Genomic DNA, 25,673 nt, shown 5'->3' with positions numbered 1-25,673 from the left:
TCGACCGGCGGCGGGAAACATCCGTGCCGGTCCTTGATGCTACCGAGCCCACCACGTGCCGCTGCCACGCTCTCGCCCAGAGTGATCGTCATCACCCGTTCGAGGGAACGAGTGCGGTTTCAGCTGCCTCCGGCAAGCCAGTCGGAGTCGATCACGCCCTCGGCCACGATCACCGCCGGGCCGGTCATCTCGACGGTGCCGTCGACGTGTTCGGTGATCACCAGCCGACCGCCCGGCAGATCCACGGTGTACGTCACCGGACGGCCGGTCACCGCCGGGTCGGCACCGTCCCTGCGGGCGGCGGCCACCATCACCGCGCACGCCCCGGTGCCGCAGGACCGGGTCTCGCCCGAGCCGCGCTCATGGACCCGCATCGCCACGTGGCGCGGGCCGCGGTCCACCACGAACTCGACATTGACGCCGCTCGGGTAGGCCTGCGCCGGGGCCGTGAGCGGGGCGGCGGTCAGCTCGCCGGCGTCCGCGAGGTCGGCGACGAAGGCCACGGCGTGCGGATTGCCCATGTTGACGTTGCGGGCGGGCCAGTGGTGGTCCCCGACGGTGACCGTGACCTCGCCCTCGGGAAGCAGCGCGCTGCCCATGCCGACGGTGACGTCGCCCTCTTCGCCGGGCCGGCCCTTCGCGATGTGGACGCGGCGCACGCCGGCGCGGGTCGCGATCGTGAGGTCCCCGGCCTGTACCAGGCCCGCGCGCCGCAGATAGCGGGCGAAGACCCGCACCCCGTTGCCGCACATCTCGGCGACGCTGCCGTCGGCGTTGCGGTAGTCCATGAACCACTCGGCCTCGTGGGCCATCCCGGCCGCCTCCGGGTGCGCCGCCGAGCGGACGACCCGCAGCAGCCCGTCGCCGCCGATGCCGGCCCGCCGGTCGCACAGCCGCGCCACGACGGCCGGCGACAGCTCGGTCAGCCCGTCCGGGTCGGGGACGATCACGAAGTCGTTCTCGGTGCCGTGGCCCTTGAGGAAGGGCAGGCCCTGCGGTGCGGTGGTCACGTCACGATCGTACGGGGACCTAGCGCAGGCGGGCGACCCGCCAGAAGGCGAGGACGGCGAGGAGGACGGTGATGGCCACGTAGAGCACCACGAAGCGCCAGTCGGGGCGGCGCCCCGAGCCACGGGCGGGCAGCCCGGGCCAGGTGGTGCCGACGCGGCGGGCGGCCATGATGCCCCAGCCGGCGGAGCAGCAGCACAGCAGCAGGCCGAGCATGGCCACGACGGCGCCGCCGTCGCCGAACTCGAAGGCGAGGGGGAAGGCGAACATCAGGGAGCCGACGGTAGCCAGCGCGATGATCGGGGCGAGCTGCCATATGCGCAGGCGGCGCGGCGGGCGCAGTTCGCGGAAGGACTCCTCGGCCTCGACCTCGACCTCGCCCTCCAGCCCGACATCACCTTCGCCGTCGGCCGGATCGGGCTCCCCGTCCAGGGGCCCGTCGACAACCAGTTCCGGCAGTTCGCCGGAACTCCCCTGCCCCTGGTCCGGTTGCGGTCTGTCGCGAGGGCCGGCCTCCATCGCCACGCGCCCTCCCAAAAGTCCGACACCGTAACCCGATGCTCGATGATGGCATGCGCATCGCGGGGTCAAGTGCCGCTGAGGCGTCCCGATGCCATCACGTGATCAGGCTGTGACCGCGTGGCCGAGCAACGCCAGCGCCTGTTCGCCGAGTTCCTTTCCGCGAGCTGTGAGCCAGTGCACCCGCTGGTCACGGCGGAACCACGAATCCTGGCGGCGCGCGAAGCGCTTGGTGGCGCGTACGGTCTCGGCGCGCGCCTCGGCGTCGGTGCACTCGCCGGCGAGGGCGGCCAGTACCTGCTGGTAACCCAGTGCGCGCGAGGCCGTCCGGCCCTCGCGCAGACCGGCGTTCTCCAGTTCCTCGACCTCCGCGACGAGCCCGGCCTCCCACATCCGGTCGACACGGAGCGTGATGCGCTCGTCGAGCTCGGGGCGCGGGACGTCGACGCCGATCTGGACGGTGTCGTAGACGGTGTCCTGCCCCGGTCCGGGCAGATTGGCCGTGAAGGGGCGCCCGGTGATCTCGACGACCTCCAGCGCCCGGACGATGCGGCGGCCGTTGCTGGGCAGGATGGCCAGCGCGGCCTGCGGGTCCACGGCGGCCAGCCGGGCGTGCAGCGGCCCGGTACCGTGCGCTTCGAGCTCGGCCTCCAGTCGGGCGCGTACGTCCGGATCGGTGCCGGGGAACTCCAGGGCGTCGATGGCGGCCCGTACGTACAGGCCCGAGCCGCCGACCAGGACCGGGGTGCGGCCGGCGGCGTGCAGCCGGTCGATCTCGACGCGGGCCAGGCGCTGGTACTCGGCCACGCTGGCGGCCTCGGTGACGTCCCAGATGTCGAGGAGGTGGTGCGGTACTCCCTGCCGTTCGCCGGCGTTCAGCTTGGCGGTGCCGATGTCCATGCCGCGGTAGAGCTGCATGGAGTCGGCGTTGACCACTTCGCCGTTCAGAGCCCGGGCGAGGGCGACGCCCAGGTCGGACTTGCCGGCCGCGGTGGGACCGACGACGGCGATCACGCGGGGTGCGACGTTGTTCACGCGCACAGTCTCCCAAACCACGAGGGCGCTCTTTCCCGCATCGGAGTAGGGTCTTGGTGGTATGTGCCTATTGTGCGGTTTTTCCGTGGGACGGAGCGGGGACCGATGACGCTGAAGGAGACGCTGAAGGCGAAAGCCGGCCAGGTCAGGACCCATGCGGGTCACTTCGTCGACCGGCACGGGGACCGTATCGAGTCGGGGCTCGACAAGGCCGCCCGCAACGTCGACATGCGCACCAAGGGGAAGTACGGCTACCAGATCGGCATAGGCGTCGGCAAGGCCAGGGGCGCGCTCGGACATCTCAGGAAGCAGCGTTGACGCTCCCTGCCCCCGCCGGGCCTCAGGACCAGGTCGCCACGAAGTAGCCGACGCCGTAGGGCGCCTGGTCGTACAGCAGTTCACCCTGGACGGCGGTGCCCTCGGCGGCGCCCGCCAGTACCTGCCAGGGGGCCCGGCCGGCGACCTTGAGCTGCGCGGACAGCTCCGCGTCGAGGGCGGCCAGCGCGGCGGTGTCGGCGGCGCCGAGCGCGGCCGACACGGCGGCGTCGTACGGTTCGGCGCGCTCGTCCAGATAGCCGGGGGCCTTGACGGTGCGGCAGGCGCTTCCGTCGCCCATCACCAGCAACGCCACCCGGTCCGCGATGTCCGCCAGACCGCGGCCCAGGCCCAGCATGCGCTCGCCCGGCGCGTCCGCGGGCACGGCGGCGGCGTGCAGGGGGGCCGCCACGCTCGTACGCTCCAGCAGGGAAGCCGCGACCGCCAGGGACGGCGCGAGCGGCACCGCGTCCCCGCCCGTCCCCAGCCGCAGCCGGCGGTCGACTCCGTACGGGCGCAGCGAGGCCTCGCCGCCGCCCTCCCATACGTGGGCCCGCTCGCCCGCTCCGACGACGACCAGCAGATCGGGTCGGGAGGCCGCCAGCACCCCGATCGCGTCCGCGCACGCCGCGCGCAGCCCGTCCAGTTCCGGCGCGGCGCCGGCCGCCACCTCGGGCACGAGCAGCGGCGGGCAGGGACAGACAGCGGCGGCGACGAGCATGATCGGAACCCTACCGGCTCAGTACCCCTCGGGGACGCTGTCCTGGAGGTGCTCGTCGGCCTGCTTGCCGACCGAGGGGTTCTTGCTGTCCCGGACCAGCTCGGCCACGGTGAAGCGGCAGTAGTAGGTGGTGGTCATGCCTTCGTTGGTCTGCAGAAATCCGTCCTGGGTGCGGTAGAGCCAGCTGCGCCGCACGCTGAACGGCTTGGAGGGCTTGAACCGGGTCGCGGTCTCCTCCAGCTCGCGCAGCGCCTCCTTGCGGGAGCCGGTGAAGTGGCCGAGCAGCTCGACCTCCCAGCGCTTGTTCTCCCCGCTGCCCACGGTCTCCTCGACGAACATCCCCCAGTAGGCCATGCGGCCCTCCCCCTTGTTCGGCTTTCTTGACCGGCCTTCTGACCGGCCTTCTCGATTTGGCCGTTCGACCCGGCCGTTCGTCCCGTACCGAAACGATCACGTTCCGTACGGAAGCAGTCAGTCGCAGCCGCAGCCCGAGGTCACCGCGGCCGCCTGCGCGGGAGCGCCGACGGTGGGCAGGCCCAGCATGACACCGGCCGGCTTGGCGGCCGGGGCCGCGTTGCGCAGCTCCCACGAGTCGCCGGCCCGGGTGCGGCGCACGGCGAGGGCGGGCTTCTCGGCCAGGAGGTGGTGCGGGGCGGCGTAGGTGATCTCCACCGTGACCACGTCGCCCGGCCGCACCGGCGCGTCCGGCTTCTCGAAGTGCACCAGCCGGTTGTCCGGGGCGCGCCCGGACAGGCGGTGGGTGGCCTCGTCCTTGCGGCCCTCGCCCTCGGCGACCAGAACCTCCAGCGTCCGGCCGACCTGACGCTTGTTCTCCTGCCAGGAGATCTCCTCCTGGAGGGCCACCAGCCGCTCGTAGCGCGCCTGCACGACCGCCTTGGGGATCTGGCCGTCCATGTCGGCGGCCGGCGTGCCGGGCCGCTTGGAGTACTGGAAGGTGAAGGCCTGCGCGAAGCGCGCCTCGCGCACGACGTGCATGGTCTGCTCGAAGTCCTCCTCGGTCTCGCCGGGGAAGCCCACGATGATGTCGGTGGAGATGGCGGCGTCGGGCATGGCCGCGCGCACCTTCTCGATGATGCCGAGGTAACGGTCCTGCCGGTACGAGCGGCGCATCGCCTTCAGGACGGTGTCCGAGCCGGACTGCAGCGGCATGTGGAGCTGGTGCATCACATTGCGCGTCTCGGCCATCGCCGCGATCACGTCGTCGGTGAAGTCGCGCGGATGCGGCGAGGTGAAGCGGACCCGCTCCAGCCCCTCGATCCGCCCGCATGCGCGCAGCAGCTTGCTGAAGGCCTCACGGTCGCCGATGTCGGAGCCGTACGCGTTGACGTTCTGGCCCAGCAGCGTGATCTCGGAGACACCCTCGGCGACCAGGGCCTCGACCTCGGCGAGGACGTCGCCGGGGCGGCGGTCCTTCTCCTTGCCGCGCAGCGCGGGAACGATGCAGAAGGTGCAGGTGTTGTTGCAGCCCACGGAGATCGAGACCCAGGCGGCGTACGCGGACTCACGGCGGGTCGGCAGCGTGGACGGGAACGCCTCCAGCGACTCGGCGATCTCGACCTGCGCCTCTTCGGCGATCCGGGCCCGCTCCAGCAGCACCGGCAGCTTGCCGATGTTGTGGGTGCCGAACACGACGTCGACCCAGGGGGCCCGTTTGACGATGGTGTCGCGGTCCTTCTGGGCGAGGCAGCCGCCGACGGCGATCTGCATGCCGGGGCGGGAGGCCTTCTGCGGCGCCAGCTGGCCGAGGTTGCCGTAGAGACGGTTGTCGGCGTTCTCACGCACCGCGCAGGTGTTGAAGACGACGACGTCGGCGGAGACCGTGCCGTCGGCCCCCTTCGCCGCGCGGACGTAACCCGCGTCCTCCAGCAGGCCGGACAGCCGCTCGGAGTCGTGGACGTTCATCTGGCACCCGTAGGTGCGGACCTCGTACGTTTTCAAACCGACTGCCTCACTCCCGCTCACCCGTCCAGGGTAAGGGCTCCCGCCGGACCGTCACGCCGCGAGCCCTCGGCCCCCGGTGCGGCCTCGGGGCCCCGTCAGGGCTTGAACCGGGCGGGCCACCAGACGGCCGGCCCGATGTGCCGGACCAGCGCGGGCAGCAGCAGCGAGCGGACGACCAGGGTGTCCAGCAGCACGCCGAAGGCGACGATGAACGCCACCTGCGCGAGGAAGGCCAGCGGGATCACCCCCAGGGCCGCGAAGGTGGCCGCCAGCACCACTCCGGCCGAGGTGATGACACCGCCGGTCGCGGTGAGCCCCTTGAGGACGCCGAAGCGGGTGCCGCGCCCCAGGGTCTCCTCGCGGACCCGGGTCATCAGGAAGATGTTGTAGTCGACTCCGAGGGCGACCAGGAACACGAAGCCGTACAGCGGCACGGACGCGTCGGTACCGGAGAAGCCGAACACATGGCTGAACACCAGGGAGGAGACCCCCAGCGTGGCGAAGAAGTTCAGCCCGACGGTGGCGACCATGAGCACCGGCAGCAGCAGGGAGCGCAGCAGCAGCACCAGGATGAACAGCACGATGGCCAGCACGACCGGCACGACGATCCTGCGGTCGCGGGCGACGGTGGTCTGGGTGTCGTACTGCTGCGCGGTGTGGCCGCCGACAATGGCGTCCGCGCCGGGGACGGCGTGCAGCGCGCCGCGCAGCCGCTGAACGGTGCGCTTGGCGGCGTCGCTGTCGGCGGCGTCCCCCAGCGTGACGTCGACCATGACCCGGCCGTCCTTGACCAGCGCCGGGCCCCGACCGGCGGTGCCGGAGCCACCGGAGGCGGTGACGGCGGCGGCCGAGGCGACTCCCGAGGTGTTTTCGGCGGCGCTGACGACCTCCGAGGTACGGCCGGCGTCGGCGATGACGACGGCGGGGTTTCCGGAGCCGCCGGGGAAGTGCTTGCTCAGGACCTGCTGCGCGGTGACCGAGGGGGCGTCGTTGACGAAGGTCTCATCGAGCGGCACGCCGCCCGAGTGCAGCGTCGGGGCGAAGGCGGCACAGGCCAGCAGCACCACCAGGCAGACGCCCCAGGTGCGGCGCGGGGCACGGTCCACCAGCGAGGCGACCCGGCTCCAGATGCCGCGCCCGGACAGTCCCGGGTCACCGGGGTCGGCCGCACACCGGGGCCGGGCGGGCCAGAACACGGCGCGGCCGAACAGCGCCAGGGCGGCGGGGAGGAAGGTGAGGCTGGTGACCAGGGCGCAGACGATGCCGATGGCGCCGACCGGGCCGAGCGCCCGGTTGTTGGTCAGGTCGCTGGCGAGCAGGGCGAGCAGGCCGAGGACGACGGTGGCGGCGCTGGCGGTGATGGCGCCCCAGGAGCGGTGCAGGGCGGCACGGGCGGCGGCGAACCGGTCGCCACGCGCGGCGAGTTCCTCGCGGAAGCGGGCCGACAGCAGCAGGGCGTAGTCGGTGGCCGCGCCGATGACCAGGATCGACAGGATGCCCTGGACCTGTCCGTCGACGCGCACGACGCCGTGGCCGGCGAGTACGTAGACCACCGCGCAGGCCAGGCCGAGGGAGAAGACGGAGCCGATGATGATCACCAGGGGCAGCAGAACGCCCCGGTAGACCAGCACCAGGATCAGCAGGACCACGCCGAGCGCCACCATGAGCAGCAGGCCGTCGATGCCCGCGAAGGCGTTGGACAGATCGGCCTGGGTGGCGGCCGGGCCGGCGAGGCGGGCCGTGGCACCGTCCACCTTCCCCGCGGCGGCCAGGACACGGTCGGTGGTGTCGCCGAGCCGGTCGCCGAGGTCGGTGCGCAGCGGTACGACGCCCTGCAGGGCGCGCCCGTCCTGGGAGCGGACGGCCGGTGAGACCTCGCCGGTGACTCCGGAGGTGCCGGTGAGCGAGGCGAGCGCGCGGGTGGCCGCCTGCTGCTGCGCGGTGGTGATCTTCCCCTGGCCGGCGGTCCAGACGACGATCGCGGGCAGTGTCTCGTCCCGGTCGAACGCCTCGCGTGCCGTGACGACCTCGGTGGACTCCGCGTTGCCCGGCAGGAAGGCGGCCTGGTCGTTCGTGGCGACCTCGCCGAGCTTGCCGGCGTAGGAGCCGGTGGCGCCTCCGACGCCGAGCCAGACCAGGACGAGAAGCACCGGGACGAGCCGGCGGACGCTGCTGGGAATGGATCTCATCGAACGGATTCCTCGGTCGTGTCGGTGTGCGCGCGCACTTAATCTTAATCACAAAGTATCTCAATGATCGAGAGAGATTAGAGTGGACGTGTGCGCGAACCAGAGGACGACCCGGTGCCGGCCACCGACCTGCAGGCCTTCGCTGTCCTGCTGCGCCGGATGAACAGCGAGTTCAACCGCATCGCGCACGAGTTCGCGAACTCCCAGAAGCTCCACCCCACCGACGTCCAGGCCCTGGTGGCGGTCCTCGACGGGGACGGCCACGGCGGGGCCCTGACCCCGGGACTGCTGCGCGAGCGGCTGAACCTCACCTCGGGCGCGGTCACCGCCGTGGTGGACCGCCTGGAGCGCGCGGGCCACATCCGCAGGACCCGGGACGGCGCCGACCGCAGAGTGGTGCATCTGCACTACGCGCCACGGGCGATGGCCGTGGCGCGCGACTACTTCAGCCCGCTGGCCCGCACCACGGACGCGGCCCGCGAGCAGTTCACCGAGCCGGAACTGGCCGTCGTCGTACGCTTCCTGGCCGCCATGAACGACGAACTCGCCGCGCTGCGCACGCAGTCCGACTGAGTCACCGCCCGGCCGCCGCCACCTGCCTCTCCTGCGCAGCCTGCTGATGGGCCGCGGAGGAGATGTTGCGGGCCATCCCCCCGAAGACGAGCGAGTGGAAGGGCGACACGCTCCACCAGTACGCGTGCCCGGCCAGCCCCTGCGGATGGAACAGGGCACGCTGGCCGTAGACCGTCCGCCCGTGCTCGTCCCGGCCGGCCGTCAGCTCCAGCCAGGCCAGGCCCGGCAGCCGCATCTCGGCACGCAGCCGCAGCAGCCTGCCCGGCACGATCTCCTCGACCCGCCAGAAGTCCAGGGAGTCACCGGCCCGCAGCCGGGCCGCGTCCCGGCGCCCCCTGCGCAGCCCGACCCCGCCGACCAGCCGGTCCAGCCAGCCGCGCACCGCCCAGGCGAGCGGGAAGGAGTACCAGCCGTTCTCACCGCCGATGCCCTCGATCACCCGCCACAGCACCTCGGACGGCGCGTCGACGACGCGCTCACGGGTGTCCGCGTACAGGCTGCCGCCGGCCCAGTCCGGGTCGGTCGGCAGTGGATCGCTGGGGGCACCGGGCACGGCGGCCGACGACCAGCGGGTGACGACATTGGCCTCCCTGACCCGTTCCAGGGCCAGCCGCAGGGCCATGTCGAAGCCGACCAGGCCGCCGCTCGGGTCCGGTACCCAGCGGGCGATGTCGTGCTCGCGGCAGACCACCTCATGGCGCAGCGACTCCGTCAGCGGGCGCGCGATGGACCGGGGGACCGGTGTCACCAGCCCCACCCAGTGGCTGGACAGGCCCGGGGTGAGGACCGGAACCGGGAGGATCACCCGCCTGCGCAGCCCGGCCACGGCGGCGTAGCGCTGCATCATGTCGCGGTAGGTCAGCACCTCCGGGCCCCCGATGTCGAAGGCCCGGCTCACCTCGGGCGGCAGCTCCGCGCAGGCCACCAGAAGGCGCAGCACATCACGGACGGCGATCGGCTGGATGCGCGTGCGCACCCACTTGGGCGTCACCATGACCGGCAGCCGCTCGGTGAGGTACCGCAGCATCTCGAAGGACGCGGACCCGGAGCCGATGATGACGGCGGCCCTCAGCTCGGCCGTGGGGACGCCCGACTCGCGCAGGGTGCGCCCGACCTCGACCCGTGAGCGCAGATGGGGTGACAGCTCCCGTTCCGCCAGGCCGCCGGGGGCCAGCGCGCCGAGATAGACGATCCTGCGCAGGCCGGCCGCCCGGGCCTCCCGCGCGAAGATCCGCGCCGCCTCGCGGTCCGCCTGTTCGAAACCCGCTCCCCCGCCCAGGCCGTGGACCAGGTAGTACGCCACATCCATCCCGCGCATGGCGGCGCCCACCGAGCCGGCGTCCGTCACATCGCCGCGGGCCACCTCCACCCGGCCCGACCACGGGTGGTCGCGCAGCTTGGCAGGGGTGCGGGCGAGGCAGCGCACCCCGTGTCCCGCGGCCAGCAGCTCGGGCACCAGCCTGCCGCCGATGTACCCGGTGGCGCCGGTGACCAGGCAGCGGAGCGGCCGGTCGGCAACGTGGTCCGTCATTGTCCGCCTCCTGGACCGGCTCTCGCCATCCCTCTCCGATCCCTTCCGATCCTCGCCCATCACGGCTCTTCCGGCCTGCGCAGCGCGCACCCCGGTGGGGTGCCACCGCGGGTACCCGCCGGCCTGGAGCCGCTGCGCCGACCCTCCTCCTACGGCACCGGGAGTTCCAGCCCGGCCATGGCCCCGGGGCCGAGTGCCAGGGCCGCCCCGACCTCAGCCGGAAGGTCGCCCGCACCCAGGAACCCGGCGGTCAGCCCGGCCGTCACGGCATGCCAGTCACGGGCTCGGCGGAGCATGGCGTGGTCGCTGCCGGCCAGCTCCAGCCGGCACACCGGCGTACCGGCGCCCCTGGCCCGCCGCGCGAAGTCCAGGGACAGCCGGGGGTCGGTGATCCGGTCCAGGTCCGAGTGGATCAGGACGGTCGGGGTGTCGCCCAGCCGGTCCGCCGGCTCGCCCTCGGGGCACCAGGGCGCGAGGGCTATGACAGCCCGCACCTGGGACCGGCCGCCGACGCGCAGCGCCGCCCGGCCGCCCATGGAGTGGCCGATCAGCACCAGCGGCACCTGGCCGTAGCGCCGGGTGAGCTCGTCCAGGGCGCGGGAGGCGTCCTGCGCGGCGTCGGCCCGGGAGCCGTTCCAGCCCCGGTGGCGGTAGCGGACCCGTCCGGTGACGATGCCGCGGCCGGCGGTACGGGCACGTACCGCCCGGGCGAAGGGACGCATGCGCAGCGCGGCCGGACTCCACAAAGGCACGGCGTCCGGGCTGTCGGCCCGGCCGCCGTGCAGGAAGAGCACGACGGCCCCGGGCCGGGTCTCGTCACCGTCCATGACAAGTGCCTGATGGTCCGTCAAGAGCGCTCTCCCTGCTCGGTCGTGCCGGACTGCCCGGCTGCGTGAACTGCTCCGGCGGCCTGTCCCACCCGGGTTACCCGGCGGCGACGGTGACCACCACCGAGTGCAGACCCGTGGCGCCGTCCGGGACGGTGCCGGTGCGCCGGTCGGTCTGGATGTATCCGTCGCGGTCCGTGGCCCGGACCTCCAGGCGGTGCACGCCCGGCCTGGCGGGCCACTCCCACAGCCACTGACGCCAGGTGTCGGTGCTGTCCTCGGCTGCGAGCCGGGCGGTCTGCCAGGCTCCGCCGTCGACCCGCACCTCGACGCGGTCGATGCCCCGCTGCTGCGCCCAGGCGACCCCGGCGACCGGGACGGTGCCCGCCTCGGGCCGGGCGAAGGGCTTGGGGGTGTCGATCCTGGACCCGGTCTTGACCGGTGCCCGGCGGGCCCAGCCACGCTTGACCCAGTACGCGTCGTAGGAGCCGAACGTGGTCAGCTCCAGGTCGGCGAGCCATTTGCAGGCCGACACGTAGCCGTAGAGGCCGGGGACGACCATCCGGACCGGGAAGCCGTGGGCGAAGGGCAGCGGCTCGCCGTTCATACCGAGGGCGAGTATCGCGTCCCGGCCGTCCATGACGGTCTCGACCGGGGTTCCCAGGGTCATGCCGTCCACCGAGCGGGCGACCAGCTGGTCGGCGGGCCCGCCCCGGGAGGGCGGCCGCACTCCGGCCCGCTTCAGCAGCCGGGCCAACGGGACGCCCAGCCAGCGGGCGTTGCCGGCATAGGGGCCGCCGACCTGGTTGGAGACGCAGGTCAAGGTGATGTCCCGCTCGATCAGGTCACTGTCCAGAAGGTCCTGGTAGGTGAGGGTCAATGGGCGGGTGACGCCCTTACCGTGAATGCGCAGCCGCCAGTCGCGGGCGTCGACGGCCGGTACGACCAGTGCGGTGTCGACCCGGTAGAAGGTGCGGTTGGGGGTGATGAAGCCGCTCAGTCCGGGAATCCGCAACCCCGCGCCGCGCGGGACCGCGGGGGCCGGCGAACCGGGTGCGGGCAGGGTGATCGCGGCCCGGGAGGCGGCCGCCCCCGCGCTCGCGGCGGAGTTCAGCCGGCGGCCCAGCAGGCCCGCACCCGTGGAACCCAGCGCGACGGCCCCGGCTGCCAGGGCGAAGCCCCGGCGGTCCATCTCCCGGTCCGTCGCGGTGCCGGGCGTGGCACCGGCGACAGCGCCGGCGCCGTGACCGGGTTGTTCTCCGCCCGTCCCTGCGGCGGTGGCCCTCATCCGGCCGGTGAGCAGGTACAGGGTGCCCGCCCCGGCGAGGGCTCCGGCCACCGACGGCACCCAGTCCGTCCCGCCCGCGTCCGGCCGGCCCGCCGCGGCGAGCGAGCCGACCAGGCCGAACACCAGGACGCCCGCCGAGGCGGTCCGCCGGTGGCGCAGGGCCAGTAGCCCGAGCCCGACCGCGAACAGCGCCAGCACCGCCAGGATGCCGAGTTGCAGCACCAGCTTGTCGTCGGTGCCGAACCGCCGTACCGCGAAGTCCTTCACCACGGCCGGTGTGCGGTCGATGGCCGCCCCGCCCACCGCGACCACCGGGCTCGCCTGGGGCCGGACGGCGGCGGAAACGGCCTCCGCGCATCCCAGTGCTGCGAGCCCGGCCAGCAGTCCGTCCAGGGCGCCGAGGGCGCCCCGGACCGCGCGTGCTGCAAGGGGCGGCAGGTGCTGGCGCGATGAGACGCGCGGTTCGTTGCTCACACCGGTTGTCCGAGGCCACCGGCCCCCGCGGCTTGGCCGATCTCTCGGACGAATGAACTTCGGGGCGATCAGGAAGGGGATCGCCCCCGGTACCAGTCCGGAGCCGCGGCGGCTCCGGATCACTCATGAAAGACGACGCGCGCGGAAGGAACGGCATGGTGCGGCGCCGAGTGGCGGTGGTGGGCGGCGGAGTGGCGGGGCTGACGGCCGCGTACGTCCTGCAGCGGGACCACGAGGTCTCCCTGTTCGAGGCTGACGACCGGCTGGGTGGCCATGCGCACACGCATGACATACCGGGCCCCGACGGGAGGGTGATCCCGGTCGACAGCGGATTCATCGTGCACAACGAGCGCACCTATCCGCAGTTGTTGCGGCTCTTCCGCGAACTCGGCGTGCGCACGCAGGAATCCGAGATGAGCATATCGGTGCGGTGCGACGGGTGCGGGCCGGAGTACGCGGGGGCGCTGGGGGCCAGGGGGCTGTTCGCGCAACCGCGCAACGCGGCGCGCGGGCGCTATCTGCGCATGCTGGCGGAGGTGCCGGCGTTCCACCGCCGGGCGCGCCGGCTGCTGGCGGCGCCGGAGGAGGACGGGACGAACCCGCGGACGCTGGGCGAGTTCCTCACCCGGGGACGTTTCTCGGCGTACTTCGTGTCCCACTTCATGACGCCGGTGGTGTCGGCGGTGTGGTCCTGTCCGGCCGAGACCGCGCTGCGCTACCCGGCCCGCTATCTGTTCCGGTTCCTGGAGCACCACGGGATGCTGGCCGTCACCGGGTCACCGACCTGGCGTACGGTCACCGGCGGCTCGCGGACGTATGTGGAGCTGGCCGCCGAGCAACTCGGGACGGTGCACACCGGCGTCCCGGTACGGGCCGTGCGGCGCTTCCCCGACGGGGCCGAGGTGGTCACCGACGACGACACGGACAGGTGTTCGACGCCGTGGTGCTGGCGGTGCACGCGGACCGGTCGCTGAGGATGCTGGCCGACCCGACGGAGAGGGAGCGGCAGGTGCTCGGTGCCTTCCGGTACTCGCGCAACCCGACCCAGCTGCAGCGGGGTGCTCTTCGAGGGCATCGGGGACTTTCAGCTGGCCCGTTTCAAGGCGGATCCGGGCAACCGGGGCCGGATCATGGACCGGGGGCTGTGGAGCTGGACCCGGCACCCGAACTACTTCGGCGACTTCTGCGTGTGGTGGGGGCTGTATCTCCTGGCGTGCGCGGATTGGCGGGCGGCGGCCGTCGCGGTGGTGTCCCCGCTGCCGATGAGTTTCCTGCTGACCGGCGGCAGCGGGAAGGCGCTGCTGGAGCGGCACATGGCGGACCGCCCGGGGTGGGCCGAGTACGCCTCGCGCACCAGCGGCTTCGTCCCGCTGCCGCCTCGCTCCGCGCGGGCGGTCAGTCCAGACCGCGAGCGGAGCGGAAGCGGGCCAGGCCGTCGGCCAGGTCGATGATGGGTGCCGGGTAGTCCAGGCGGTCCCGCACCCGGCCCGGCAACTGCCAGGGCTGGTGCACGGCTGGGCCGTCGACGCCGGCGAGTTCGGGAAGCCAGCGGCGTACGTAGTCCCCTCGCGGGTCGAAGCGCTTGGCCTGGGTGAGGGGGTTGAGGACCCGGTTGGGGCGGGTGTCGGTGCCGGTGCCCGCCACCCACTGCCAGTTGAGCTGGTTGTTGGCGGCGTCACCGTCCACGAGCAGGCTCAGGAAGTACTCGGCACCGACCCGCCAGTCCACGTAGAGGGTCTTGGTGAGGAAGCTGGCGGTCAGCAGCCGGGCGCGGTTGTGCATCCAGCCCTCGTGCCTCAGCTGCCGCATGGCGGCGTCGACCACCGGGTAGCCGGTGCGGCCGTCCCGCCAGGCCTGCGCGTCGTCGTTGTCCGGGCGCCAGTGGTCGTGGCGCGTGCGCAGGTCGTGCCGGAAGACCTCGGGGCGGGCGGCGAGCACCTGGAGGTGGAAGTCGCGCCAGGCCAGTTGCCGGACGAACGCCTCGGCGCCCTCACCGCCGTGTTCCCGGGCCCGCCGCACCAGCTCGACCGGGGACAGGCAGCCGAAGTGCAGATAGGGCGAGAGGCGGGAGGTGGAGTCGCCGGGCAGGTCGTCATGGCCGTCCGCGTATCCGTCCAGCGGCCCGGCCAGCCAGGACCGCATCAGCTCCCGCCCGGCCGTCTCGCCGCCCTTCGGGAGTGCCGGTGAGGGCTGCCCCGGAGCCAGCGTCCCGCCGTCGGGCAGCGGGTCGGACCGCAGACCGGGCACCCGGACCAAGCGGGGCGCGGCCAGCGTCTCGCGCACCGGAGCGCTCTCCCAGCGGCGGTGGTAGGGCGTGAACACCGAGAAGTGGTCCCGCGCGACGGGCGTCAGGGCGCCGGGGGCCGCGACGGTGATCACGGTGTCGTGGACGTGCAGCTCGCGGCCGTCGGCCGCCAGGGCGGTCCGCAGCCGCTCCTCCCGGGCCGTGGCGTAGCCGCTGGCGCCGGCCGCGATGTGCACCTGCCCGGCGCCGGTCTCGGCCGCCACCTTGCGGGTCTCCTCGGCGACGTCGCCGGTACGGATCACCAGCCGGCCGCCCCGGTCGCGCAGCCGTGCGTCCAGGGCGGCGAGGCTGTCGGCCAGGAAGGCGGCCCGGTTCGGGACGGCGAACCCGGTCCGCCGGATGTCCCGGTCGACGACGAACAGCGGCACCACCTCCTCACCGGCGGCGAGCGCCGCGCGCAGCACGGGGTTGTCGTGCACGCGCAGGTCGGCGGTGAACAGGGCGACGGTGACCTTCACTGATGTACTCCGGGGGTGTGCTGTGCTGTGTCCAGTGCTGCGGCCGCAGGCGTTCACCGGGTTGGGGCCGCCTTCGGGCGCGCTCGTCCTCATCGCCGGACCAGGGCTGCTCCCCCACCCAGCGGTGTCCGGGGGCGCTGATTTCCCGGCCCGTCCGGCAACCCGGTCACCGCGCTAGGCCGACTGGGGGAAGGCCATGAGGGCCAGTGGCGCGCTCGTGGGCTTCTTCGAGCCGCCGGCGGGCTCGACGGTGATGCCCATGCCGGTGGCCTTGTCGACCGTGCCGTCCAGCAGGACGGCACGGGTGGACGTGCCCGGGGAGCCGGCGGCCGCGGAGGCCGGCATCAGGCCCGCCGACCGCATCGTGCCGTGGTCGTCGAACCACAGCTGGTAGACCTTGCCGCCGCGCAGTTCGGGCATCCCCTCGGCGAAGAACGCCGCCTGGTTCAGGCTGCGGGAGACCACGACGGTGCCGGTCGCGCCGTCGACGAGCTTCCCGGAGCTGCTGACGGCGTCCGGGGACGCCAGTACCCGGGACAACTGCGCGGTCCGCCGCTCGACCTGCCGGGCCTGGGCCCGGGCGTCCCGCGCCTCCTGGTGCTGCCACACGGCGATGCCGCCGAAGGCCGCGGCGGCGGCCAGGCACGCGGCCAGCGCGAAGCGCCCCACGGACCGTGACGCCGATCGCACCCGGCCCGGGGACTCCTCGTCCCGTCCGGTCCGCGCGGAGACGTGCGGCGGCTCCTGACGGACGACGGCGATGCGCCGGAGCACCTGCGCCTTCATCTCCGGTGCCGGTCTACGGGCGGTGGCGACCCCCAGCCGCTCGGCGGTGGCCTCCAGCTCGGCGACCTCGCGTGCGCAGGACGCGCACTGCTCCAGGTGGCGCTCGAAGGCGGCGCGCTCCGGTCCCTGAAGGGCGTGCACGGCGTAGGCGCCGCTCAGCGTGTGCAGTTCCGCGATCGTCATGCGCTGGTCACCCCCAGGCAGTCGCGGAGCCGGATGAGGCCGTCCCGCAGGCGGGTCTTGACAGTGCCGAGGGGCGTTCCGAGCAGCTCCGCGACCTCACGGTAGGTGAGCCCCCGGTAGTAGGCGAGGGTCACCGCCTGGCGTTGCAGCTCGGTCAGCCCGCGCATGCAGCGGCGTACCTGTTCGCGTTCCCAGCGGGTCTCCACCTCCTCGGTCACCTCGTCGAAAGCCGGCGTGTGGTCCAGCAGCGCGGCCTTGTGGTCGCGCTGCGCGGTCGCCTGGATGGACCGCACCCGGTCCACGGCCCGGGAGTGGGCGAGGGTCATGATCCAGGTCATCGGTCTTCCCCTCTCCGGCTGGTACCGGGCCGCGGTGCGCCACACCTCCACCAGCACCTCCTGGGCCACTTCCTCGGACTGGACGGGATCGCGCAGCACGCTGAACACCAGCCCCAGGACCGGGCCGGCCACCGCGTCGTAGACCAGGCCGAACGCCTTCTCGTCGCCCTTGGCGACCTCGCCGAGCAGTTCGGTCAGATCACGCTCCGGCTCCTCCCGGCTGCCGATCCGTAGCGGTTCCCTCATGCGGCCGTCCCTTTCCCCTGACAGGTCTTCTCACAAGTGATCCGATGCCGGACGTGCCATGGATTGGTCCGCATTGTGCGGCACCGCCGGGGCAGGCGCGCGGAGGCCGCGCGGGCCGCTCCCCCGGCGGTCAGGCCTTTCCCCCGCCTGCGCGGGCTGGCAGGATCGTCATACATGGAGACCCCCCGCATCGGCAGGCGCCGTGCTGTTCAGGCGGCCTTCGCCGTCGCCGCGGCGCTGGCGCTGCTGCTGTGGTGGCTGCTGCCCGCGGGCGGGCCGTCGTATCCGCGGGATCCGGTGTCCTTCTCGACCGGCGTGCGCAACGGCGTCTACGACACGTACGGAAAGCTCCTGCGCAAGGACCTGGACTCGGATCTGCCGGGGGTACGGGTCGATCTGCTCCGTTCGCAGGGCTCGGTGGACAACGTGAGGCGGGTCGCGACCGGCCGGGCGGACTTCGCGATCGCGGCTGCGGACGCGGTGGCCGACTACCACGGCGCGGGCGCGAAGCGGCTGCGGGCCTGCGCCCGCCTGTACGACGACTACATGCAGCTGGTGGTCCCCGCGGGGTCGTCGATCGACTCGGTGGCGGATCTGCGCGGCAAGCGGGTGGGGATAGGACAGAAGAGCTCGGGGGTCAATCTGATCACCCGCAGGCTGCTGCGCGCGGCGGGGCTGGACCGGACGAAGGACCTGACCGCCGAGACCGTGGGCATCGACCAGGCCCCCGGGCTGCTGCGCCAGGGCAAGCTGGACGCCTTCTTCTGGTCGGGCGGGCTGCCGACCGAGGCGGTGACGGATCTGGCGCACAGGACGGACATCAAGCTGGTGCAGCTGGGCGATCTGGTGGACGAACTGCACCGGCTCTACCCGAACTTCTACCGGCAGGCGGTGATGCCGGCCGACGCGTACCCCGGCATCGCGCGGGCCCGCGCGGTGAAGACCATCGCGGTGGCCAATCTGCTGATCACCACCGACCGGGCCGACGCGGGCCTGGTGGAACGCGTCACGCGCACGGTGATCGACAGCAGGGACAGCATCGGCGCGCAGGTGCACGCGGCGCAACTGGTGGATCTGCGCACGGCGGTGTTCACCGATCCGCTGGAACTGCACGAGGGCGCCGTGCGCTATTACAGGTCGGTCAAGCCGTAACGGAATGGAAGACCCCGGGTCCGGTACGCGGTGGTGCGCCCCGACATGTGATCATCTCCCGTTCAGGGGGCCGATGTTCTTCGCGCGCGGCGCCCCATAACCTGTTGCCGACCACGTACCGATGGGGGCACACGCATGAGTTCTGGGGGAATGCCGCACACCCTCATCGATGGGCGCTACGAGTTGCAGCGCCAGCTCGGCCGCGGCGGCATGGGCGTGGTCTGGGAGGCGTACGACAACCGGCTGGGCCGGCAGGTCGCGGTCAAGGAGCTGCTGTTCCGGGGCGCCATGGATCCGGAGACGCAGGCGCAGTGGGTGGAACGGGCCCGCCGGGAGGCGCAGGCGATCGCGCGGATCGGGCATGAGCATGTGGTCGCGGTCCATGACGTGATCGAGGCCGAGGGCCAGGTCTGGATCGTGATGGAGCAGGTCAACCCGCACTCGCTGGCGGACCAGTTGCGCGAGCAGGGGCGGCTGCCGGCGCTGCACACGGCACGGATCGGCCTGGAGGTGCTGCGCGGGCTGCGGGCGGTGCACGCGGCTGGAGTGCTGCACCGGGACGTGAAGCCGCACAACATCCTGTTCCGGCGCGACGGCCGGGCGGTGCTGATGGACTTCGGGATCGCGACCTTCGAGGGCGCGGCCCAGGTGACCCGGGTGCACGAGACGGTGGGCACCCCGCAGTACCTGGCCCCCGAACTGGCCGTCCCGGCGACCCGGACCCTCCGTGAGGCGACGCCCGCGGCGGATCTGTGGTCGCTGGGTGTGACCCTGTACGAGACCGTCGAGGGCCGCGCGCCCTTCCGGGGCCCGACGCCGTACGAGGTGCTGGAGGCGGTCCGTACCGCCGAGGCGCCGCCGATGCTGCACGCCGGGCCGTTGCGGCCGCTGATCGACGGGCTGCTGGTCAAGGATCCCGCGGCGCGGCTGACGGCGGGGCGCGCCGAGCAACTGCTCCAGCATGTCGCCCAGGAGACACCGCGTCCGCTCGCGGGGTATCCGAGCGGCTACGACCCGCAGGCCACCCAGATCACCCCGCCGCCGCTGCCGCCCGCGACGCCGGAGCAGGCGGAGCCCGGGCCGGCCGAACCGGCCGTGCCGCCCCGCCGGCGGCGCTGGATCCCGCTCACCGCCGCAGCGGTCGGCCTGGCCGTGCTGGCGACGGCGGGCTGGTTCGCGGTGGACCGCATGCGCACGCCGGACGGTCCCTCGCTGTCGAGTTCGGCTACGTACCAGGCGGCCAGGCAGCGCGGCTACCTGGTCATCGGCGTCAAGAGCGACCAGCCGGGGCTCAGCGAGCGCTCGAAGACCGCCAAGGGCGGCTTCGAGGGCTTCGACATCGATCTGGCCTGGGCGATCGCCAAGAAGCTCGGCTTCGACAAGGTGCACTTCCGGGTGGTCGACACCCAGAGCCGCGAGTACCGGCTCAGCTCGGGGCAGGTCGACCTGATAGTGGCCAGCTACTCCATCACCGAGGAGCGCAAGCAGTCGGTGGACTTCGCAGGGCCGTACTACACCGCCGGGCAGGACTTCCTCGTACGGTCCGACGAGAAGTCGGTGCACGGGACGCAGGATCTGTACGACCACGACGTGTGCACGGTCACCGACTCGACGCCTGCCGAGCGGCTGCGCACGGAGTACCCGAAGATAAGAACCGAGCTGCGGCCCTCCTACGGGCAGTGCGTGGCGCAGCTGCTGGCGGGGAAGGTCGACGCGGTCTCCACGGACGACATCATCCTGGCCGGCTACCGGGCGCAGCACCCCGAGCAGCTGCGGCTGCTGGACGTACCGTTCGGCGAGGAGCAGTACGGCGTCGGCCTGCACAAGGACGAGCCGGCCCTGAAGAGCGCCGTGTGCGAGGCGATACGGGACGAGATCTCCTCCAGTGCCTGGAAGAAGTCCTACGCCCGGCATCTGAAGCCGCTGACGAACAAGGAGCTCAACGACCAGCGGCCGCCCGAGCAGTCCGAGTGCGGCTGAGGCCCCCGCTACGGCGCGGTGCGCGGCACCGTCAGCGTCACGCGCAGGCCGTGGGGGTCATTGGGGGCGTAGGCGATCGAGCCGCCGCCCTGGGCGAGGAGGACCCGGGCGATGGACAGGCCGAGGCCTGAGCCGTCGATGTTCTGGTGGCGCGGGGAGCGCCAGAAGCGGTCGCCGATGCGGGCGATCTCGTCCTCGGTGAGGCCGGGGCCGGCGTCGGCGACGGTCAGGGCGACGCTTTCGCCACGGATTTCGGTCGAAACCCCGACGCGTTCACCCCGCGGGGTGAATTTCAGGGCGTTGTCGATCACGGCGTCCAGGGCGCTGGACAGGGCGACCGGGTCCGCCCAGCCGGTGACGGCGGCCGCTCCCCGGTACTCCAGCGCGACGCCCTCGCGGACGGCCACCGGGTGCCAGGCCTCGGCGCGCTCGGCGGCGAGGGCGGCGATGTCGGTGAGGGCGAGGTCGGCCTCGGCGTGCTCGGCGAGGGCCAGTCCGAGGAGGTCGTCGAGGACGGAGGCGAGGCGTTTGCCCTCCTCGCGCACCTTGCCGATCTCCTCGTGGCCGTCGGGGAGTTCCAGGCCGAGCAGCTCGATGCGCAGCAGCAGCGCGGAGAGCGGGTTGCGCAGTTGGTGGGAGGCGTCCGCGACGAAGGCGCGCTGCTGGTCGAGTACCTGCTCGACGTTGTCCGCCATCTCGTTGAAGGAGCGGGCGAGACGGCGCAGTTCCGGGGGCCCGCCGGCGGCGGCGACCCGGGACTTCATCCGGCCGGTGGCGATGTCGTGGGTGACCCGGTCGAGGATCCGGACCGGCCGCAGCACCCAGCCGGCCAGCCGGAACGCGGCCATGACGGCGACGATCATGGCCGCGAGTTCACCGGCGACGAGCAGCAGCCAGCCGGCCAGGATGCGCGACCGCAGGGCGCCGGTCGGCGAGTCGGTGAGGACGACGGCGATCACGTCGCCGTCGCGCACGACGGGGGACGCGACGGCGATGGTGCGCCGCTGCCAGGGCCAGACCTGCGGGGGGTCGTGGCTGCGCCGGCCGGCGAGAGCCTGGGTGTAGGCGGTGTGCGCCTCGCCGTCGGCGGGCACCTGCCAGCCCTGGGGGGCGGCGGCCATCGAGGGCAGGGTGCGCTTGCGGTAGAAGACGCCCACGCGGATGCCGTATACCTGCTGGTAACGGCGCAGTTCGGACTGCAGGGTGCTGCGCCGTTCGTCGTCGGCGGTGCCGGTCACGTACTGCGCGAGCGCGGCGAAGCGGGTGGTGTCGTCGATGCGGTCGACGACGACACGCTGCTGCTGGGCGGCGGCCAGACTGGCGGCGAGCGGGAAGCCGAGGGCGAGCAGGACCGAGGCCATCAGGACGATCAGCAGCGGGAGCAGGCGTGAGCGCAAGACGGCTGCCCTAAGAAGGAGCTGAAGGGGCTGAAGGGGCTGACGGGGCGGAAGGGGCCGGCGGGACCGAGGGGATCACGAGGCGGTAGCCGACCCCGCGTACGGTCTCGATCATGGCCGGCATCCGCAGCTTGGCGCGCAGCGAGGCCACATGCACCTCCAGGGTGCGGCCGGTCCCCTCCCAACTGGTCCGCCAGACCTCGCTGATGATCTGCTCCCGTCGGAAGACCACGCCGGGCCGCTGCGCCAGCAGCGCCAGGAGGTCGAACTCCTTGCGGGTGAGCGCGACCTCCTCGCCCTCGACGGTGACCTTGCGGGTGGGCAGTTCCACGCGGACCAGGCCGAGCCGCAGTTCGCCGGGCTGCGGGCGCAGTACGGGGTCCTGGACGGCCGGGAGGGCGTCGGCGTCGTCCTGCGCGTGACGGCGGGAGACGGCGTGGATGCGGGCCAGCAGTTCCCCGGTGTCGTACGGCTTGACCACGTAGTCGTCGGCGCCGAGGTTGAGGCCGTGTATGCGCGAGCGCACATCGGCCCGGGCGGTCACCATGATCACGGGAATGGAGGCGCGGCGGCGGATCCGGCTGCACACCTCGAAGCCGTCCTGGTCGGGCAGGCCGAGGTCGAGCAGCACGACGTCGTAGGCGGGACCGTGGTCGGGCAGCAGGGCCCGCAGCGCCTCCTCGCCGTTTCGGGCGTGTGTGACCGACAGGCCGTGCTTGGCGAGCACGGCCGAGAGCGCGGCGGCGACCCGTTCGTCGTCCTCCACCAGCAGTAGTCGCACCGGAATCCCTCCTTTCCCCTGTTGTCCCCATGTCCGCAAATGATGCCCTTACCCGGAATACAGGCGGATGATCATCGTGCGCGTCAAGCGCGGTCCGCGCCGTTCGGGTGACTGTTACGCAGCCGGTACGCGTCAGGGAAACCCGCTCACCCAGGGTGGCACATGGTGACCTGATCGTAATCATCAGGTTTCGCTCAGATGTGGTGACCCAGCGTGGCGATCATTCATAGGCTCGCAGTGAACCTCCCCTGAGCCGACGCGGATGGAGCGCCCAGCGATGACCGAAGTCCCGCCGACCGAGGACGCCGCGCCCCCGGCGGCCGACGACCTGGTCGTGCTGGAGGACGTGAACAAGCATTTCGGTGCGCTGCACGTGCTTCAGGACATCGACCTGACCATCGCCCGCGGTGAGGTCGTGGTCGTCATCGGCCCCTCCGGGTCCGGCAAGTCCACACTGTGCCGGGCCATCAACCGCCTGGAGACCATCGACTCGGGCCGGATCACCGTCGACGGCCGCCCGCTGCCCGCCGAGGGCAGGGAGCTGGCGCGGCTGCGCGCCGACGTCGGCATGGTGTTCCAGTCGTTCAACCTCTTCGCGCACAAGACGGTGCTGGAGAACGTCACGCTCGGACAGCTCAAAGTGCGCAAGGCGGAGAAGAAGACCGCCGAGACCAAGGCCCGGACCCTGCTCGACCGGGTGGGCGTGGGCAACCAGGCGGACAAGTACCCGGCACAGTTGTCCGGTGGCCAGCAGCAGCGTGTGGCGATCGCGCGCGCATTGGCGATGGATCCCAAGGTGATGCTCTTCGACGAGCCCACCTCGGCCCTCGACCCTGAGATGATCAACGAGGTGCTGGAGGTCATGCAGCAGCTCGCCAGGGACGGCATGACGATGATCGTGGTCACCCACGAGATGGGCTTCGCGCGGTCCGCCGCCAACCGGGTCGTCTTCATGGCGGACGGGCGGATCGTCGAACAGGCGACTCCCGATCAGTTCTTCAGCAATCCCCGGAGTGACCGGGCCAAGGACTTCCTGTCGAAGATCCTCCATCACTGAGACGATCTTGACGACGACCTGACAACCAAAGGGACTCTCCATGAATCTCCGCAAGACCGCCGCCGCCGCGTTCGCCGTCGTGGCCCTCGCCGCGTCCGCCACGGCCTGCGGCAAGTCCGGTTCACCCGGCGACTCCGCCACCCCGTCCGCCGGGGGCGGTGACAACACGGCCGCCGCGCTGCCGACCTACAAGGCCAAGTCCGGCGTGAAGGTGAGCGGTTCGAAGACCTTCGACCGGATCACCAGGAACGGCTCCATCACCATCGGTGTGAAGGCCGACCAGCCGAACCTGGGCTTCGAGGACGTGGCCAGCAAGACGTACTCGGGCTTCGACATCGAGATCGCCAAGATGGTGGCGGCGGACCTGGGCTTCGACCAGAGCAAGATCAAGTTCAAGACCATCGACTCCAGCGCCCGTGAGGACGCGATCGCCGGTGGCCAGGTCGACCTCTACGTCGGCACGTACACCATCAATGACGAGCGCAAGAAGAAGGTCTCCTTCGGTGGCCCGTACTTCATCGCCGGCCAGGACCTGCTGGTCAAGAAGGGCAGCTCGATCAAGGACAAGGCCGACCTGAAGGGCAAGAAGGTCTGCTCGGTCACCGGTTCGACCTCGCTGCCGCGTATCAAGAAGCTGGTCCCCGGCGCGCACCCCGTCGAGTACAACTCGTACTCGCTGTGCGTGGAGAACCTGACCTCCGGCCAGGTCGACGCGGTGACCACCGACGACGCCATCCTCAAGGGCTTCGCCGGCAAGGACCCGGACCGCCTCAAGGTCCTCGGCAAGCCGTTCTCCGAGGAGCCGTACGGCATCGGCCTGTCCAAGGGCGACACCGCGCTCCAGGACGCCGTCAACACAGCGCTGAAGAACCACGAGGACAACGGCGACTGGCAGAAGGCGTACGACGCCACCCTGGGCAAGTCGGGCAGCACGGCGTCGATTCCCCCGCTGGAGTCCTGACCCACCCCCTGACCGTGCCCGATGCGCCGACGGCCGCGAGCGGCCGTCGGCGCGCCCCTGCCGGAGAATCGATGAACGTACTGCTTGACCATTTCGCTCTGTTCCGTGAAGGGTTCCTGGGCACCGTCGAACTGACCGCGCTCAGCGGGCTGATCGCCCTCCTGCTGGGCGTGGTCATAGCCGCCTTCCGGGTCTCGCCCGTCCCGCCCCTGCGCTACTTCGGCGCCGCCTGGGTGCTGCTCTTCCGCAACACGCCGCTCACGCTGCTGTTCTTCGTCGTCGTCCTGGCGCTGCCCCGGCTGGGCCTGAACACCCTGAGCTTCTTCCAGCTCGCCATCCTGGCGCTGAGCACCTACACCTCGGCGTTCGTCTGCGAGGCGGTCCGCTCCGGCATCAACACCGTGCCGCTGGGCCAGGCCGAGGCCGCCCGCAGCATCGGCATGACCTTCACCCAGACTCTGCGGCTGATCGTGCTGCCGCAGGCCGCGCGCACCGCCCTGCCGCCGATCGGGAGCCTGATGATCGCCCTCACCAGGAACTCCGCCATCGCCGGTGGCTTCAGCGTCTTCGAGCTGTTCAGCGTGCAGAAGACCCTCAGCGAGCAGGGCTACGACATCTGGACCATCTTCGTCTGGGTGGCCGCTGCCTACCTCCTGCTCGCCTTCGCCATCAGCGCCCTCTTCCGCTTCCTCGAACGCCGGCTGGCGGTGGCCCGATGAGCGCGAGCGTCCTGTACGACACCCCCGGCCCCCGGGCCAGGCTCCGCAACACGATCGTCGGCGCGGTGGCGGCCGCGGGCATCCTCGGCCTGCTGTTCTTCATCTGGTACCGGCTGGACCGGACCGGCCAGTTCGAGGGCTACCTCTGGAACGCCTTCCAGTACACCGGCGTCCAGCAGCGCATCGGCGAGGGCATCGTCGCCACGCTCAAGGCCTTCGCGCTGGCAGCCGTCTTCTCCCTGGTCCTCGGCGCCGCGCTCGCGGCCGGCCGGCTCTCCGACCACGCCCCGGTGCGCTGGGTCGCCGGCACCGTCGTGGAGTTCTTCCGCGGCATGCCGCTGCTCATCATGATCTTCGCGCTGTACGTCGGCGTCTTCACCAGCAACCCGCTGTGGGCGCTGGTCATTGGGCTCACCCTCTACAACGGCGCCGTGCAGGCCGAGATCTTCCGGGCCGGCGTCAGGGCCGTGCCCAAGGGGCAGAGCGAGGCCGGATACGCGATCGGCCTGCGCAAGACGCAGCTGATGCTGACCGTGCTGATCCCGCAGGCCGTCCGGGCCATGCTGCCGTCGATCATCAGCCAGCTGGTGGTCACCCTCAAGGACACCTCGCTGGGCTTCCTCATCACCTACGAGGAACTGCTCTACACCGGCAAGCTCATCGCCCAGACCAACCAGGGCTATCCGTACATCCCGATGGTGATGATCATCGCACCGATCTACATCGCGATGTGCCTCGCCCTCACCGCGCTCGCCACCTGGATCGAACGCCGCAGCCGCCGCAGCCCCAAGGGCGCTCCGGCCGAGGCCCCGGAGGCCGAGGCGGCGGTGGCCACGGCGGAGTGACGACGGGTCAGCCCGCGCCCCGG

Annotated in this window: 23 protein-coding genes and 2 pseudogenes; 10 read left to right on the top strand and 15 right to left on the bottom strand. The window is 72.0% G+C overall.

What is annotated here, in order from left to right:
- Window positions 1-119: 119 nt before the first annotated feature.
- The 3 genes from dapF to miaA all read right to left on the bottom strand — a co-directional run bounded on the left by dapF (window position 120) and on the right by miaA (window position 2,568).
- On the bottom strand, window positions 120-1,010 hold the full coding sequence (gene dapF, locus RWE79_RS29275; protein WP_475943060.1) for a diaminopimelate epimerase: 891 nt from the start codon (window positions 1,008-1,010) through the stop codon (window positions 120-122).
- A 19-nt stretch (window positions 1,011-1,029) separates the two neighbouring features.
- Window positions 1,030-1,527: a hypothetical protein gene (locus RWE79_RS29270; protein WP_475946179.1), complete on the bottom strand. Its 498-nt coding sequence runs from the start codon at window positions 1,525-1,527 to the stop codon at window positions 1,030-1,032.
- A 105-nt stretch (window positions 1,528-1,632) separates the two neighbouring features.
- Entirely contained in the window at window positions 1,633-2,568 is a 936-nt protein-coding gene (gene miaA / locus RWE79_RS29265; RefSeq protein WP_475946177.1) for a tRNA (adenosine(37)-N6)-dimethylallyltransferase MiaA, read from the bottom strand.
- Window positions 2,569-2,667: 99 nt separating this feature from the next.
- Between miaA and RWE79_RS29260 the strand changes: the two genes are divergently transcribed.
- Window positions 2,668-2,880, top strand: coding sequence for an antitoxin (locus RWE79_RS29260; protein WP_475943059.1), 213 nt, complete (start codon window positions 2,668-2,670; stop codon window positions 2,878-2,880).
- Window positions 2,881-2,902: 22 nt separating this feature from the next.
- Here the strand turns inward: RWE79_RS29260 and RWE79_RS29255 are convergent, their stop codons facing one another.
- The 4 genes from RWE79_RS29255 to RWE79_RS29240 form a co-directional block, all read right to left on the bottom strand.
- Window positions 2,903-3,598, bottom strand: coding sequence for a class III extradiol ring-cleavage dioxygenase family protein (locus tag RWE79_RS29255; protein WP_475943058.1), 696 nt, complete (start codon window positions 3,596-3,598; stop codon window positions 2,903-2,905).
- Between the two features lie 18 nt (window positions 3,599-3,616).
- The gene (locus tag RWE79_RS29250; RefSeq protein WP_475943057.1) at window positions 3,617-3,952 is read right to left on the bottom strand and encodes a hypothetical protein; all 336 of its coding nucleotides are present in this window, start codon (window positions 3,950-3,952) and stop codon (window positions 3,617-3,619) included.
- 117 nt (window positions 3,953-4,069) lie between these two features.
- Window positions 4,070-5,581, bottom strand: coding sequence for a tRNA (N6-isopentenyl adenosine(37)-C2)-methylthiotransferase MiaB (miaB, locus tag RWE79_RS29245; RefSeq protein ID WP_475943056.1), 1,512 nt, complete (start codon window positions 5,579-5,581; stop codon window positions 4,070-4,072).
- 74 nt (window positions 5,582-5,655) lie between these two features.
- Window positions 5,656-7,749, bottom strand: a complete 2,094-nt coding sequence (locus tag RWE79_RS29240) for an MMPL family transporter (RefSeq protein ID WP_475943055.1) — start codon at window positions 7,747-7,749, stop codon at window positions 5,656-5,658.
- A 159-nt stretch (window positions 7,750-7,908) separates the two neighbouring features.
- Here RWE79_RS29240 and RWE79_RS29235 point away from each other — a divergent pair, with 159 nt between their 5' ends.
- The gene (locus RWE79_RS29235) at window positions 7,909-8,322 is read left to right on the top strand and encodes a MarR family winged helix-turn-helix transcriptional regulator (protein ID WP_475946175.1); all 414 of its coding nucleotides are present in this window, start codon (window positions 7,909-7,911) and stop codon (window positions 8,320-8,322) included.
- 1 nt (window position 8,323) lies between these two features.
- Here RWE79_RS29235 and RWE79_RS29230 read toward each other — a convergent pair whose 3' ends face one another.
- The 3 genes from RWE79_RS29230 to RWE79_RS29220 all read right to left on the bottom strand — a co-directional run bounded on the left by RWE79_RS29230 (window position 8,324) and on the right by RWE79_RS29220 (window position 12,442).
- Window positions 8,324-9,853: an SDR family oxidoreductase gene (locus tag RWE79_RS29230; protein WP_475943054.1), complete on the bottom strand. Its 1,530-nt coding sequence runs from the start codon at window positions 9,851-9,853 to the stop codon at window positions 8,324-8,326.
- A 149-nt stretch (window positions 9,854-10,002) separates the two neighbouring features.
- Complete coding sequence (locus RWE79_RS29225) at window positions 10,003-10,704, bottom strand: alpha/beta hydrolase (RefSeq protein WP_475943053.1); 702 nt, start codon at window positions 10,702-10,704, stop codon at window positions 10,003-10,005.
- 73 nt (window positions 10,705-10,777) lie between these two features.
- Window positions 10,778-12,442, bottom strand: a complete 1,665-nt coding sequence (locus tag RWE79_RS29220) for a molybdopterin-dependent oxidoreductase (RefSeq protein WP_475943052.1) — start codon at window positions 12,440-12,442, stop codon at window positions 10,778-10,780.
- Window positions 12,443-12,597: 155 nt separating this feature from the next.
- Here RWE79_RS29220 and RWE79_RS29215 point away from each other — a divergent pair.
- A pseudogene (locus tag RWE79_RS29215) lies at window positions 12,598-13,493 on the top strand (NAD(P)/FAD-dependent oxidoreductase); the annotation flags it as partial.
- A 4-nt stretch (window positions 13,494-13,497) separates the two neighbouring features.
- A pseudogene (locus RWE79_RS29210) lies at window positions 13,498-13,893 on the top strand (DUF1295 domain-containing protein); the annotation flags it as partial.
- On the opposite strand, the gene RWE79_RS29205 reads toward RWE79_RS29210, so the two are convergent.
- From RWE79_RS29205 to RWE79_RS29195, 3 genes are all read right to left on the bottom strand, one after another.
- Window positions 13,838-15,205 (bottom strand): cryptochrome/photolyase family protein, encoded by a 1,368-nt coding sequence (locus RWE79_RS29205; RefSeq protein WP_475943051.1) that lies wholly within the window; start codon window positions 15,203-15,205, stop codon window positions 13,838-13,840. The pseudogene RWE79_RS29210 and the gene RWE79_RS29205 overlap by 56 nt on opposite strands.
- 174 nt (window positions 15,206-15,379) lie before the next feature.
- Window positions 15,380-16,174: an anti-sigma factor gene (locus RWE79_RS29200; protein WP_475943050.1), complete on the bottom strand. Its 795-nt coding sequence runs from the start codon at window positions 16,172-16,174 to the stop codon at window positions 15,380-15,382.
- Entirely contained in the window at window positions 16,171-16,758 is a 588-nt protein-coding gene (locus RWE79_RS29195; RefSeq protein WP_475943049.1) for a sigma-70 family RNA polymerase sigma factor, read from the bottom strand. Before RWE79_RS29195 ends, RWE79_RS29200 begins: the two co-directional genes overlap by 4 nt.
- Before the next feature lie 174 nt (window positions 16,759-16,932).
- On the opposite strand from RWE79_RS29195, the gene RWE79_RS29190 reads away from it, so the two are divergent.
- Window positions 16,933-17,910, top strand: a complete 978-nt coding sequence (locus RWE79_RS29190) for a TAXI family TRAP transporter solute-binding subunit (RefSeq protein ID WP_475943048.1) — start codon at window positions 16,933-16,935, stop codon at window positions 17,908-17,910.
- A 135-nt stretch (window positions 17,911-18,045) separates the two neighbouring features.
- Window positions 18,046-19,890, top strand: coding sequence for a bifunctional serine/threonine-protein kinase/glutamate ABC transporter substrate-binding protein (locus tag RWE79_RS29185; protein WP_475943047.1), 1,845 nt, complete (start codon window positions 18,046-18,048; stop codon window positions 19,888-19,890).
- 8 nt (window positions 19,891-19,898) lie between these two features.
- Here the strand turns inward: RWE79_RS29185 and RWE79_RS29180 are convergent, their stop codons facing one another.
- Window positions 19,899-21,287: a sensor histidine kinase gene (locus tag RWE79_RS29180; protein ID WP_475943046.1), complete on the bottom strand. Its 1,389-nt coding sequence runs from the start codon at window positions 21,285-21,287 to the stop codon at window positions 19,899-19,901.
- A 10-nt stretch (window positions 21,288-21,297) separates the two neighbouring features.
- The gene (locus tag RWE79_RS29175) at window positions 21,298-22,068 is read right to left on the bottom strand and encodes a response regulator transcription factor (RefSeq protein ID WP_475943045.1); all 771 of its coding nucleotides are present in this window, start codon (window positions 22,066-22,068) and stop codon (window positions 21,298-21,300) included.
- A gap of 277 nt (window positions 22,069-22,345) precedes the next feature.
- Here RWE79_RS29175 and RWE79_RS29170 point away from each other — a divergent pair, with 277 nt between their 5' ends.
- The 4 genes from RWE79_RS29170 to RWE79_RS29155 all read left to right on the top strand — a co-directional run bounded on the left by RWE79_RS29170 (window position 22,346) and on the right by RWE79_RS29155 (window position 25,650).
- Window positions 22,346-23,125 carry an amino acid ABC transporter ATP-binding protein gene (locus RWE79_RS29170; RefSeq protein WP_475943044.1) on the top strand — a complete coding sequence of 260 codons (780 nt, stop codon included), beginning with the start codon at window positions 22,346-22,348 and terminating at the stop codon, window positions 23,123-23,125.
- A 40-nt stretch (window positions 23,126-23,165) separates the two neighbouring features.
- Window positions 23,166-24,086: a glutamate ABC transporter substrate-binding protein gene (locus RWE79_RS29165; protein ID WP_475943043.1), complete on the top strand. Its 921-nt coding sequence runs from the start codon at window positions 23,166-23,168 to the stop codon at window positions 24,084-24,086.
- Window positions 24,087-24,157: 71 nt separating this feature from the next.
- Complete coding sequence (locus RWE79_RS29160) at window positions 24,158-24,805, top strand: amino acid ABC transporter permease (RefSeq protein WP_475943042.1); 648 nt, start codon at window positions 24,158-24,160, stop codon at window positions 24,803-24,805.
- Complete coding sequence (locus RWE79_RS29155) at window positions 24,802-25,650, top strand: amino acid ABC transporter permease (protein ID WP_475943041.1); 849 nt, start codon at window positions 24,802-24,804, stop codon at window positions 25,648-25,650. Before RWE79_RS29160 ends, RWE79_RS29155 begins: the two co-directional genes overlap by 4 nt.
- Window positions 25,651-25,673 lie beyond the last annotated feature (23 nt).

This window comes from Streptomyces sp. RLA131, from assembly GCF_056270125.1.
Note: the sequence above shows the minus strand (reverse complement) of the source record. Positions and strands in the feature narration are given on the sequence as shown.

Coding starts and splice junctions, on each gene's coding strand:
- RWE79_RS29250 (WP_475943057.1), bottom strand. CDS start 3,952: ATGGCCTACTGGGGGATGTTCGTCGAGGAGACCGTGGGCAGCGGGGAG.
- RWE79_RS29235 (WP_475946175.1), top strand. CDS start 7,909: ATGAACAGCGAGTTCAACCGCATCGCGCACGAGTTCGCGAACTCCCAG.
- RWE79_RS29240 (WP_475943055.1), bottom strand. CDS start 7,749: ATGAGATCCATTCCCAGCAGCGTCCGCCGGCTCGTCCCGGTGCTTCTC.
- RWE79_RS29185 (WP_475943047.1), top strand. CDS start 18,046: ATGAGTTCTGGGGGAATGCCGCACACCCTCATCGATGGGCGCTACGAG.
- RWE79_RS29255 (WP_475943058.1), bottom strand. CDS start 3,598: ATGCTCGTCGCCGCCGCTGTCTGTCCCTGCCCGCCGCTGCTCGTGCCC.
- RWE79_RS29160 (WP_475943042.1), top strand. CDS start 24,158: ATGAACGTACTGCTTGACCATTTCGCTCTGTTCCGTGAAGGGTTCCTG.
- RWE79_RS29170 (WP_475943044.1), top strand. CDS start 22,346: ATGACCGAAGTCCCGCCGACCGAGGACGCCGCGCCCCCGGCGGCCGAC.
- RWE79_RS29190 (WP_475943048.1), top strand. CDS start 16,933: ATGGAGACCCCCCGCATCGGCAGGCGCCGTGCTGTTCAGGCGGCCTTC.
- RWE79_RS29270 (WP_475946179.1), bottom strand. CDS start 1,527: ATGGAGGCCGGCCCTCGCGACAGACCGCAACCGGACCAGGGGCAGGGG.
- RWE79_RS29165 (WP_475943043.1), top strand. CDS start 23,166: ATGAATCTCCGCAAGACCGCCGCCGCCGCGTTCGCCGTCGTGGCCCTC.
- RWE79_RS29155 (WP_475943041.1), top strand. CDS start 24,802: ATGAGCGCGAGCGTCCTGTACGACACCCCCGGCCCCCGGGCCAGGCTC.
- RWE79_RS29195 (WP_475943049.1), bottom strand. CDS start 16,758: ATGAGGGAACCGCTACGGATCGGCAGCCGGGAGGAGCCGGAGCGTGAT.
- RWE79_RS29200 (WP_475943050.1), bottom strand. CDS start 16,174: ATGACGATCGCGGAACTGCACACGCTGAGCGGCGCCTACGCCGTGCAC.
- RWE79_RS29260 (WP_475943059.1), top strand. CDS start 2,668: ATGACGCTGAAGGAGACGCTGAAGGCGAAAGCCGGCCAGGTCAGGACC.
- RWE79_RS29230 (WP_475943054.1), bottom strand. CDS start 9,853: ATGACGGACCACGTTGCCGACCGGCCGCTCCGCTGCCTGGTCACCGGC.